We start from the raw sequence: 11,851 nt of genomic DNA, 5'->3' as shown, positions 1-11,851 counted from the left end.
CTATAAATAGAGAACTGAGTGATTACGAACTTTTAATGTTAAAAGCAGCACTTTCCTGCTACAAACATTTAAAGAATGTATCATTATAATTTTTTATCAACACTTTAATTTATTGAATTATGAATGCAAAATTTATTGAATTGGCAGAACAGATTGTAGAAAACAATCAAGATGTCATCGCTAAAGTTGAAATTGAGATTTGTAACATTGGTTGTGAATTTTGTACCAACTGTTCAGGTATAGTTGGGGGGTAAAAAGATCTGGGAATATTTATTAAATATTCAAGAAAGTATTCCATAATACTGATAAGAAAAAATTGAGTAGGAGGAGAACAAAGACGTTTTCTTCCTACTTTCGTTTTTCAGCTTCTTAGTCAAATAAATAAAAGGAAATCCATTTAAACAGGACAGTGCGTGGCTGTCTTAGAATACTCAGATTATCTTACTCAAATAATAGAACTTTAGTTTTTTAGCAGCCTTACACAGTTATATGCCTTATATGAGGTTTCTGTTAGTCTGAATATATGTTTACCGCAAGCTTTCTTCATAATTCACCTCAAGATGGATACCCTTGCTATAGTGAATATATAATTCTCAATTGGAAACCTACATCTGTTAGCTAATACTAATACCCATGTGCTATAAAGAGCATTTGAACCAATAGCTACTACATTTTAAGGAAATACCCCAATTATAAAACACAAGAAATAAAATGTTGTACCAAAACATGAAAGTTTAAAAAAGAATAATTATCTTTGTTTTGAACTCATAAACATAAGATTTATGGAATATATCAATGAATTTCACAAAGAATGGATAGAACGAACTCGCCAATCAATAGCATTTTGGAGCAAGCGACCTATATCGTTAGAAGAAAAAAGGAGACAACAGGAACGCTTGAACCAACAGAGAGCTATAAGAGAGGGCAAACAAAAGAGTTGATAGACTTTGCCAATTCCAACAATTTATGGATTTCTCTTTCTAACTTAAATGTTGAATTTCTTAGCAAAGGTGGAGAAAACGAGGTCTATACAGGAAACAAAGATAATATCGTTATTAAGCTGAATAATTTTGAATACGCGGGTGATGATTTGGAGAATTTCTTCATCCGCATAAATGCACACAACAAGTTATTTGGTAACGTACCTTATCAGATGATAGGTTTCGCCTATAATGGTAAAAAAGAGTTCTGTGCAGTTCTTATACAACCTTACATTTTGGCTGAGCGAGAAGCTACAGAAGATGAAATTGCTACATATATGGAAGCATTAGGTTTTGAAATGGACTATTACGACGAATATCATAATTCAGAATATGAAGTGTTTGATGTCGTCCCCAACAATGTACTTTATGGCATTGACGGTGATTTATACTTTATCGACACTCAAATCAGAACACGGTCTTAATCCAAACATGGATTCCTTTTACAAACGGAATTGCAAATGGAATTTGACCATAATGCAGCCCATTTTTATAATTAGTTCTTTTATTTATTTACACGGAGTTTATCTATTGCCACTATAGATTTGATTTATAGTCAATTAAGCTGGTTACAGGGATGCTCGGTCGCTGCTTCTTACGGTATGACAGATACTATGGGTCGTATGCACTCAGATGCTCAGTTCGCTGGTTCTTCATCAGTTCCTGCTCACGTAGAAATGATGGGCTTCCTGGGTATCGGTAACAACCCGATGGTAGGATGTACAGTTGCATGTGCAGTTGACGTTGCTACTGCTTTGAATAAGTAATCTATACTTAATCGAATATATAAACTCCTGTAATCTAAATGGTTGCAGGAGTTTTTTTGTCATTTGCCTTAACGTAAATGGAATGCAAATAAATACGCAAATTAGTCTAAAACCATAATTTATACTATATTTGCAGCATAAATCATTGATAATCATGTGTGAATACGCTGAAATAGAAAAAATCAAACTATCCAACGGAAAGACCATCAAAGAAGTAAATGAAGAAGTACGCAAAGAAGTAGAGCGCATTTACTTGGAAGGATGGGCTAAAGGAATTTCAATACCATTTTGGGATAAAGAAGGAAATTACTATTTAGCAAATCCAGATGGTAGTGAAGATTTGGTAAGCTATGATATAAATACAAGAAGCTATCAAATTATTTCACGAACTGCTGATAAAGGAAAAGGCAGATATGCTTATTTATTAAATAAATAAAGGAATGGAAGCACGTCCAGAATTTACAGTCATAGCAGGTCCTAACGGAGCTGGGAAAAGTAGATTATCCCCTTATTACATTCACTGCAAATCTTTTGATGGCGATTTACTTGCACTCAACTTACGTAAAGAACATCCAGAATGGGAAGAACGGTGGATTGGTGGTACAGTAGCCGGCGAGTTACAAAAACAGAAAGAAAATGCAATTTCATTACATAAAGATTTTGCCTTTGAGACCAATTTTTCCAATGACCTTATCTTAAAAAATCAGCAAAACATGAAGTAACAAATCACAGCATTAAGTGGTTTAATATGTTCTTTGCGGAAGCTTTTAAAGAATTGAAATAGTAGTAATTCAGTTCATTTATGACTAATTCACGACCATTTTACAATACATCTATTGCACTTCCAATGCAATAAATAAATTTTTAAGAATATCATGCCGAAATCAAGCCCTATACAGATAAGCATAAAATTAAGACTTAAAATAATTATATTTTCCACTATTTGTATCCTGTTGACATGTCAGGCACAAGAAAACATTCTTCCAGCCATACAGCAGCAGGAACAGATATTAAAACGCAATCCGAAAGATGTACAAGTATTAAAAGAACTTTGTTTTTTGTATTTACACAAAGCTGATTACCGCAAAGTAATAGAGTATGGGGAAGAATTATTTCGTATAGGATATGAAAAACAAGATTATGAATATAGCTTGCTGTATGCACATATCGCATTAGGGCAAGCACACGTCATGTTAGGTGATTCGAGCGCAATAAATCATCTCGGGCAAGCATCTTTACTGGGAAAAAGCACCAATAACTATTCGGCTTTATGTTCCGTTTATAATGGAATGGGGTTATATGCCAGTAACATTAACAAAGACTATTATTCTGCCCTGCATTATTTCTTTAAAGGAATAGAAGCAGCCCACAAAAGTGAAAACAGTGAACTTGAAGCTATTCTGCTGGGAAATATCTCCAGTATTTATTTTTTACAAAACAATCCTGAGGGCCTGACTTATGCACTGCAAACTTACGAAATGGGGCATAAACAAAATTCAGCCTATCTTATATTTATCGGTTCATTAAACACTTCATATATGTATTATCTGCGTAAGGAATATGATAAAGCTTTACCGTATATAAAGGAAGCCGAATTTATCATGAACCAGAACGAGTATTACAATCAAGGGAATGTGTACGCAATATACGGCATGATAGAATTTGCTAAAGGTAATAAAAAACAGGCGATTGAATATTACAGGAAAGGATTATCGCTGAATACTATGAACCAGACCTCATACAAAGTAATTTTACTGAATGAATATGCGATAGCATTAAAGGAAGATGGAAATAATAAGCAAGCTGTAGACTTACTTCTAAAAGCCTTATCACTCACAAAAGAAGAGAACTGTGCGGTATATAGAAACCAAGTAATCAATACATTGTCTGTCTGTTATGAAAACATGGGACAGTATGCCGAAGCACTTGCCTGGCAACGAAAGTTACAGCAGGAAACAGACAGTATATTCAATATCGATAAAGAAAAAATGCTGAGTGAACTTCGCATAAAGTACGATACAGAACGTCAGGCAAATGAAATTCGGGAAGGGAAACTTGTTTTGCTACAGAAAGAAAAAAAGGAACAAGCCCTTCTTTGCGTCCTCTTAGTGATTCTGATTGTCACCTTTACGTTATGGCTTATGTATAGGAGGAAAAACATTTTATATACCAGTATCGTGCGACAGCATCAGGAATCAATCCGCAAGGAAGAACATCTCAAAGCCATAATTAATTCCTTACAGCAGGAACATATAAATACAGCAGCAAGTGTAACTTCTTCTACCAATGAAAAGTATGCGGCCTCTTCATTGAGTAATGAAAAGAAAACTTTACTGTTTCAACGACTGGAAAAACTAATGCAGGAACAAAAGGTATATAAAGAAAACTTATTGACAAAAGAGCGTGTTGCCGACTTACTTGAAACAAACCGCACTTATCTGTCGCAAATAATCAATGAGCAGACACAACAGAATTTTACGCAATACGTCAACAGTTATCGAATTCAGGAGGCTATCCGTTTGCTTAGCGATCCTAAAAATGATATACCATTAAAGGCCGTAGCTTCTGAAGTGGGATTTAATTCCATGAGCACATTCTATAAAATTTTTCAGGATATTGTAGGGATTCCACCAAAACAATATCGCAATAAGGTTATTACCATGCATAAAAAAGAAGGATGAAAAACGTTTTAACAAAAAATCTTCTCCTAAAGTAACAATTGTCGAATTTGAACGCGTATTTAGTATCAATATTATATCTTTTTTTTACATTTTTGCACATGAGCAAAATTAAAGTTTAAATCTATAACCTTAAAAAAAAGATATAAGTATGGAGAAAGTAGCATTACATGAAACTCGTTTCAGAATCCTCTTCCTGCTTTGGCTATGTACGTTTATTATGTTTGTCTGCGAAACTCATGCGCAGGGCAACCGCACAATTCATGGCATTGTAGTGGATGAAAACAACGAGCCGCTGCCTGCAGCCCACGTAAAACAGGTAAATGATGACGCCAAAGGATCTGTTGCAGCTGTCATTACGGATGTTCAGGGACACTTTACACTGACATTTCCATCTGATACAAAAGAGATTGAAGCTTCCTATCTGGGATATAAAACACATCGGGTGAAACTGAATGCCGATAATGATTATTTTATCGTTTTACAGCCTTCATCAGAACTTCTTGATGAGGTAGTCGTAACAGGTTATCAAACCATTTCTAAAGAACGTGCAACAGGAGCATTTTCAAAAGTTGACTCCAAAAAGTTGGAGACACAACGCCTTAGCAATATGGGAGCAATACTCGAAGGCCGTGTTGCAGGATACAGCGACGGAAAAATCCGAGGAGTTACCTCAATGAACGGACTTACTACCCCATTATACGTAATTGACGGCTTCCCCGTAGAGAAAACGACCAACGATGGTTATGGTAACTGGATAGAAAGTGTACCAGATCTTAATATGGAAGACATTGAGAGCATCACTGTACTAAAAGACGCTGCCGCTACTTCTATTTACGGAGCTCGCGCTGCAAATGGAGTCGTTGTAATCACAACAAAAAGAGCAAAAAAAAATGAGCTTAATGTATCATTTTCCGCTACACTGACAGTTAATCCTTATGACACGTATGCTGATAAATATCTGGCAGGATCGGCTACGATGATTGAACTGGAACGTGAATGGGCTGCACAGAACCCCCAACTACATGAAGGTGATGTAAGAAGCTACGCTAACACAGTTTTGGATAACATGTCATATTCAACTCAGGGAATACGTAATATACTAAACTATTATGCCGGGAATATCACTCAAGACCAACTTGAAAGCAATCTGAAAGGACTGGCTTCACAAGGTTACCGTTATTACAAGGATATAGAAAAATACGGCAAACACAATCCGTTTTCTCAACAATATAACCTGAACATCGGAAAAGGAACAGAGAAAAACACTTTCAACGCATCCGTATCATATCGCCAAAACCAGCTGGAGGATAAGTTCTCAGAAAATAACACTATCGGTATTAATTTGCAGAACTCAACACAAATGACTTCGTGGCTTACTCTGGATGTAGGAACTTACCTGAATTATGGAAAAGGAACCACACAATCATTTAATCTCTTTTCGCCGGGCTATACTTATATGCCTTATGACGGACTGATGAACAGTGACGGTACGTATTATACAAATACAGAAGAAGACCGTTACAGTCTGTACAATCTGAATCTGTTGCACAACAACGGCTTATATAATCTGGACATAACACCGCTGGATGAAATCGGAATGAATCTGACGAAAAGCCGTGATTTCAGCAACCGTACATTCGCCAGACTCACTTTCAAGTTTACCGACTGGCTAAAATACACAGCGTCCTTCCAGTATGAATATGCAGAATATAAAACTGAGCAATTGAAAGGAAAAGACTCTTTTGAGGTGAGAAACATGGTAAATACATTTTCTACATCAAATAATGACGGTACTTCCACATTTGCCTTACCTTATGGCAATGTATTTTTTACATCAGCAAATACGACACATGCTTATAATTTCCGTCAACAGTTGGATTTTAACAAAACAATTGCCGGGAAACATGATATAACCATGATTCTGGGTACGGAAACCCGAGAAAACAAAATGGAATATAACGACCGTACACTCTACAATTATGATCCACAACTGCTGACTTACAGCATGATTAATGCCGGACAACTAAGCAACTTCAATGGGCAATGGGGATATGCGTCCTTTAGCCAACAAAAATTTGCTTACATTCGTGAACTTGTAAACCGTTATGTATCGGTCTATAGCAATGCAGCCTATACTTATGACGGAAAGTACATGGTAAGTGGAAGTATTCGTTGGGACAAAACAAATCTGTTCTCAACCGGTTCCAAATATCAGAAAAGACCTATTTGGTCGGTAGGAGCTGGCTGGAATATTGATCGTGAAGCATTCTTCAATGTTGCATGGATAAACATGCTAAAACTTCGTGCAAGTTATGGTATCGGCGGTAACATTGCAAAGAACTCAGCTCCTTACATGATAGCATATTATAACAATAACAACCAGGTAGGAGGTATTCAGGGTACTATTTCAAGTCGTCCGAATCCCAATTTACGTTGGGAAAAGACTACAACTCTCAATGTAGGAATAGACTTTGCATTGTTAGGTAATCGCCTCAACGGTTCTATTGAATATTACAATAAAAAAGGAACTGACCTTCTTGCCAATACCAATGGCGTACCGACTGAAGGATGGGGATATAGCACATATTCCATCAATAACGGAAAAATGACAAATAAAGGTTTTGAATTGACGCTGTCGGGAGATGTTATTCGCCACAACGACTGGAACTGGAATGTAAGCGGTGTATTAGGTTATAACAAAAATAAAGTAACGTATGTAAATGTGAAAGCTCCGGTAGCATATCTGGTAATTGATTACCCTACCGCATATCCACGGGTAGGAAATCCATACAATGCCATTTATGGCTATCAATGGGCAGGATTGAGTGAGACCGGAACTCCGCAAGTATATGACGCAGAAGGAAAATTATATACAGATATGACTCCTTCGGAAATTGAGGATCTCGTTTACCTGGGAACTACCGTACCAATATATAATGGTTCTGTCAGTACAAATCTACGCTGGAAGAACTGGGAACTGGCTGCTCAGTTTCTGTTTGAAGGCGGACATAAAATGCGTAACACAAACACAGCATTTATTTCGTCGGGTATGGGAGTAGTCAGCAAAGACATAGAAAATCGCTGGCGTGAACCTGGTGACGAAGCTCATACTGATATACCACGCTATATATCTACGGAAAGCCCACTATACAACTATAACTACCAAAGTATGTATGCCAACTCCTCTATAAACGTAATTGATGCAACAAACTGGCGTTTAAGAAACCTTTCATTGACCTACCGCATTCCTTCAAAATGGTGTCATAAACTATATCTGAAGAATGCACGTATCATGCTGGGCATGGAGAATGTGTTTACAGTGGCCAAAAGCAGCAATGCCAAGTATCTGCTTGGCGGATATACCAAGCCTAACTACCTGTGTGGCGTTTACCTGAATTTCTAACCAATTATATTGCATGACATTTATGACTAAATTTATAAATCTTTTGATTATACTCACATGCATTATATGCAGTGCATGCAACGATTACTTGAACATACCGCCGAAAGGCTCCAAAATACCAACTACACTGGCTGACTTCGAAGCACTGTTACGAGACCAGTACACAAATGGCCGTACACCTATTTTGAACGCTTTGTATCTGCTGAACGACGTTTATCTGAAAAATGCACAAGTCAATTCACCAAGCCTCAATCGGGCCAACTACATGTGGGATGAGTCTGCCGACCGTATCATGCTGAACAATTCAGATGAAGATACTTATTATGCACTATATGCGACAATATCCAACTGTAACCTGATTGTAGAAAATGCTCCGACAGCCACTGAAGCTACAGACGCAGAACGGAACGAGGTGATAGCATACGCCAAAGTGATACGGTCGCTTTGCTATGATGTCCTGACTAACTATTATGCAGATACCTACGATGCCTCTACTGCCGAAGAAAAGCTAAGTGTACCCCTTATTACAAGTGCCAATATTGATGCACCCTATAAACAGGTTTCTATTCAATATTTGTATGACTTCATGTTGAATGATATTAAAGAAGCCATTGAAATGGGATTACCAGCTCAGTCAATGACAGCAATTCATCCTAATTTAGGGGCAGGTTATGCTTTACTTGCCAGGATATATCTGCAAATGCAGAATTATGAAGAAGCATTACGCTATTCCAATTTGGCCTTGGAACAGAACAATCAGCTATATGACTGGAATTCTTTTTACGAAGAACATCATATCGCTATTGAAGACCCCGATAACTACGACAAGCTCGCCACCCCTATGCAATATGATTACGTGGAAAACTATTATTTACGCTACGGTGGACAGTCAAACTACGACAGCTATGAATATAACATTCCTGTAGAAAGAGCCGCACGCTTTGAAGATGGAGATGCCAGATTCCTTTCACGCTGGAAACTTAAGGTAGATAATAACGACACATATTATGCGGCTTTGACTTCCGGTTTCTTCAATCATGGAGGACTAACCACATGCGAGGCATATCTCATCAAAGCCGAATGTCAGGCAAGACTAACAACGCAAAATGATTTTACAGAAGCGATGAATACGCTCAATGCAGTACGCGCTACACGTATCCGCCCCGAGATGTATCGTCCTGCAACTGCAAGTACACTTGAGGAAGCTCTTTCTTTAATTCGGAACACTAAAGACAATGAGTTGATATTCTCCATAGTTCCTTTTGCAGATGCCCGTCGTTTTAACAGCGAAGGAAAGTACTTACGTACAATGACAAAAAATTACAATGGAACAGAATATACTCTAAGCCCGACTTCACATTTGTGGACTATGCCTTTCCCAGCCGGCGCTTTGAATAATCCTGGAAACGGAACAATTGAACAGAATGTATCTAAATAAAACCACGTTATGAAAAAGAAAAATCTCTCTTGGATGGCCTTTTTAAGTTTGGCCATGATGGCATGTACAGGTCAGCCTGTAACCAATGGATATGTATTGAAAGGAAGTGTTGAAGGATTACCTGATGGAACACATGTACAACTGGTACCAGTGAGCCACGACAACGAAGCCCCAATGGCAGACACAACAGTAACCAATGGACAGTTTATATTTCAAGGAAAAGTGGAAGAACCAAGGGCTGTGCGCCTGATAGTGAAAGATGCCTACGGATGGCGTAGCCTTATATTGGAAAACACACCAATAGAAATAAGTGGAGCTGTAACTGAACGAGAAACAAACGGTAACCTATCTTACAATCTTTCTGATTTATCGGTTAGCGGTTCGCCACTCAGCACAAAGTATGATTCGTTATTGTCTGCCCGTACTTATTTGGATTCACTGTATGCTGATAATGCACGCAAGTTTGCAGATTACGATAGCATGATGATGAAAGCATACCAGCAGAAGGACCAGAACAAAATTAAGGAGCTACAACAAAGCGAAAGAGGAAAAGCCAGAATGTCGGCTGACAAGAAATTCTTAAACATAGTAGATTCTATATATTATCAGACAGTAATGGCTAATAAAGACTCATTTTGGGGACCTTTAATGATGATATCATTTACGAGTTATCTAAGTGAAGATATGAAGCCATGGTATGAAGCACTTTCTCCATCAGCCAAGCAATCATACTACGGACTAAAGGTAAAAGAAGAGCTCTATCCAGCCGGAAAAGAAGGAACCAAAGTCCCTGAATTTACCGTTAAAGACAGAAACGGAAATGATATTACACTTTCTAATTTGCGTCAAGGAAAGAAATATTTACTAATTGATTTTTGGGCATCCTGGTGCAATCCTTGTCGAAAGGAAATACCTAATCTAAAAAAACTATATGCTCAATATAGCGAAAAAGGATTCGAAATTGTCAGTATTTCCATCGACAAGAAAAAAGAAGAATGGGAAAAGGCTTTAAAAGAAGAACAACTTGCTTGGCCTAACTTTTTAGACGAAACAGGTGTAGCCAGCCTTTATAAGGTAAGATTTGTACCGACTACATACTTGATTGATTCAGAAGGTGTAATGATAGGAGAAAACATTTTAGGAGAAGAACTCGCCAATAGGTTAAAAGAACTTCTTCAATAAAATTTAGAAGGAAACCTTTTTGAACAAGACAAATTAAACAATCTTAATTCTGGAACAATATCACCACATTTTAATTATAATCCACTGTTTCTAGTTGGGTAACTTACTATACAAAAAAATAGTTACCCAACAATGGCAGAAATGTGTGTTTTCTATTTTTTTATTTGATATGACTATCTCAATAAATAAGTATAGCATATACAAAAAAAATCCGTCAAGCAATAGCTTAACGGATTTTCATGCGGAGAGACAGGGTTATGAACCTACTCCCCAATATCCTTGAAATTCAATTTCTTATCAATATGTCAAAGCCTTAGGGGGTACAACTTAGGTTACAAGAATAACGCTTTTCTGTCACCTTTTGGCTGTTCGTTGTCTGCCTAAAACTACCGTTCAAAGATACGGCTTTCTTTTGATATATGCAAATCATTGAAAATAAATATTCTGCGGTTAGTGCAAGGTGCAAGCTATATATAGATATATACTTGCACCTTGCACTAAAAACTACCCTGTAATAAACAAGATACTACTAAAATAAGTACATTTGTAAAATGATTCAAGAGGAACTCAAATTTTACAAGCCATGTAAGTTGCTGCAACCTTATATAAGATATTATTGGGTATTCAAAAGCAATCGACCGCTGGATGCCTTTACTTATCCTATCGGTTGCCCTCAAATCATTTTCCATAAACAAGCACCGTTATATATCCCTGAACTGAATGTTACACAAGACAAATTGACTGTCAGCGGACAAGTTAATTTCTCGTCACACCTATATGCAGACGGAAATATAGAAATGATAGTGGTTGTATTCCACCCTCACGCTATGAGTATGTTTCTGAACATACCGACTTCACTCTTTTACAATCAAGAAGTGTCCGGTTACAGTCTTGAAAACAAGAGTTTGAATGAACTGGCTGCACGAATATTCAACTGTGAGAATAATTCTATTTGCATAAGCTATATAGAAAAATGGCTGGTGTCACAAATTGCCGATAATTTGACTGATACCACATACAGAATTGAAAGGATAGACACCGCCATACAGCGAATATATATCACTCCGCAAATCTCTGTAAACGAATTATCTTCTATTGCCTGCCTAAGTAAAAAACAGTTTGAGCGGTTGTTTCATTCATTTGTAGGCATCAATCCCAAAGAATATACCCGTATCGTCCGCTTCCAAAAGGCTTTGGCGCAGATGCAGCATCAAGCGGGCAAAGAAATCAATCAGGCACAAATAGCATACGTCAGCGGTTATGCCGACCAGTCGCACTTTATCCGGGAGTTCAAGAAGTTCTGCGGATATACGCCCATGTCTTTGCTGAAAGTGTCAAATCCATATTCCGATTTGTTCACCAATCCCGTATAAATGTCCCGTTTGTTCTATCCGGGGTCA

9 protein-coding genes and 1 pseudogene are annotated in these 11,851 nt (G+C 37.4%); all 10 read left to right on the top strand.

Annotation, left to right across the window (positions count from 1 at the left end; all coding sequences use genetic code 11):
- The first annotated feature begins 119 nt into the window (after nucleotides 1–119).
- A complete protein-coding gene (locus I6E24_RS17195) occupies nucleotides 120–254 on the top strand; it encodes a hypothetical protein (RefSeq protein WP_262911886.1) in 135 nt (44 codons plus the stop codon).
- 557 nt (nucleotides 255–811) lie between these two features.
- Complete coding sequence (locus I6E24_RS04610; RefSeq protein WP_235326616.1) at nucleotides 812–1,405, top strand: putative polyvalent protein kinase domain-containing protein; 594 nt, start codon at nucleotides 812–814, stop codon at nucleotides 1,403–1,405.
- A gap of 165 nt (nucleotides 1,406–1,570) precedes the next feature.
- Nucleotides 1,571–1,747, top strand: a pseudogene (locus I6E24_RS04605) (GGGtGRT protein); the annotation flags it as partial.
- 154 nt (nucleotides 1,748–1,901) lie between these two features.
- Nucleotides 1,902–2,183, top strand: coding sequence for a xenobiotic reductase B (locus tag I6E24_RS04600; RefSeq protein WP_154044056.1), 282 nt, complete (start codon nucleotides 1,902–1,904; stop codon nucleotides 2,181–2,183).
- 4 nt (nucleotides 2,184–2,187) lie between these two features.
- Nucleotides 2,188–2,469 (top strand): hypothetical protein, encoded by a 282-nt coding sequence (locus I6E24_RS04595; RefSeq protein ID WP_235326613.1) that lies wholly within the window; start codon nucleotides 2,188–2,190, stop codon nucleotides 2,467–2,469.
- Nucleotides 2,470–2,622: 153 nt separating this feature from the next.
- Nucleotides 2,623–4,428, top strand: a complete 1,806-nt coding sequence (locus I6E24_RS04590) for an AraC family transcriptional regulator (protein ID WP_235326611.1) — start codon at nucleotides 2,623–2,625, stop codon at nucleotides 4,426–4,428.
- 217 nt (nucleotides 4,429–4,645) lie between these two features.
- A complete protein-coding gene (locus I6E24_RS04585) occupies nucleotides 4,646–7,831 on the top strand; it encodes a SusC/RagA family TonB-linked outer membrane protein (protein ID WP_317218723.1) in 3,186 nt (1,061 codons plus the stop codon).
- A gap of 22 nt (nucleotides 7,832–7,853) precedes the next feature.
- The gene (locus I6E24_RS04580) at nucleotides 7,854–9,269 is read left to right on the top strand and encodes a RagB/SusD family nutrient uptake outer membrane protein (protein WP_235326607.1); all 1,416 of its coding nucleotides are present in this window, start codon (nucleotides 7,854–7,856) and stop codon (nucleotides 9,267–9,269) included.
- A gap of 9 nt (nucleotides 9,270–9,278) precedes the next feature.
- A complete protein-coding gene (locus I6E24_RS04575; protein ID WP_235326605.1) occupies nucleotides 9,279–10,451 on the top strand; it encodes a TlpA disulfide reductase family protein in 1,173 nt (390 codons plus the stop codon).
- 551 nt (nucleotides 10,452–11,002) lie between these two features.
- A complete protein-coding gene (locus I6E24_RS04570) occupies nucleotides 11,003–11,824 on the top strand; it encodes a response regulator transcription factor (protein WP_068855731.1) in 822 nt (273 codons plus the stop codon).
- The last annotated feature ends 27 nt before the right edge of the window (nucleotides 11,825–11,851 follow it).

Origin of the sequence: Bacteroides caecigallinarum, assembly GCF_021530995.1 — a bacterium.
Classification (GTDB): domain Bacteria; phylum Bacteroidota; class Bacteroidia; order Bacteroidales; family Bacteroidaceae; genus Phocaeicola; species Phocaeicola faecigallinarum.
Note: the sequence above shows the minus strand (reverse complement) of the source record. Positions and strands in the feature narration are given on the sequence as shown.

Coding starts and splice junctions, on each gene's coding strand:
- I6E24_RS04570 (WP_068855731.1), top strand. CDS start 11,003: ATGATTCAAGAGGAACTCAAATTTTACAAGCCATGTAAGTTGCTGCAA.
- I6E24_RS17195 (WP_262911886.1), top strand. CDS start 120: ATGAATGCAAAATTTATTGAATTGGCAGAACAGATTGTAGAAAACAAT.
- I6E24_RS04590 (WP_235326611.1), top strand. CDS start 2,623: ATGCCGAAATCAAGCCCTATACAGATAAGCATAAAATTAAGACTTAAA.
- I6E24_RS04575 (WP_235326605.1), top strand. CDS start 9,279: ATGAAAAAGAAAAATCTCTCTTGGATGGCCTTTTTAAGTTTGGCCATG.
- I6E24_RS04595 (WP_235326613.1), top strand. CDS start 2,188: ATGGAAGCACGTCCAGAATTTACAGTCATAGCAGGTCCTAACGGAGCT.
- I6E24_RS04580 (WP_235326607.1), top strand. CDS start 7,854: ATGACTAAATTTATAAATCTTTTGATTATACTCACATGCATTATATGC.
- I6E24_RS04610 (WP_235326616.1), top strand. CDS start 812: ATGGATAGAACGAACTCGCCAATCAATAGCATTTTGGAGCAAGCGACC.
- I6E24_RS04585 (WP_317218723.1), top strand. CDS start 4,646: ATGTTTGTCTGCGAAACTCATGCGCAGGGCAACCGCACAATTCATGGC.
- I6E24_RS04600 (WP_154044056.1), top strand. CDS start 1,902: ATGTGTGAATACGCTGAAATAGAAAAAATCAAACTATCCAACGGAAAG.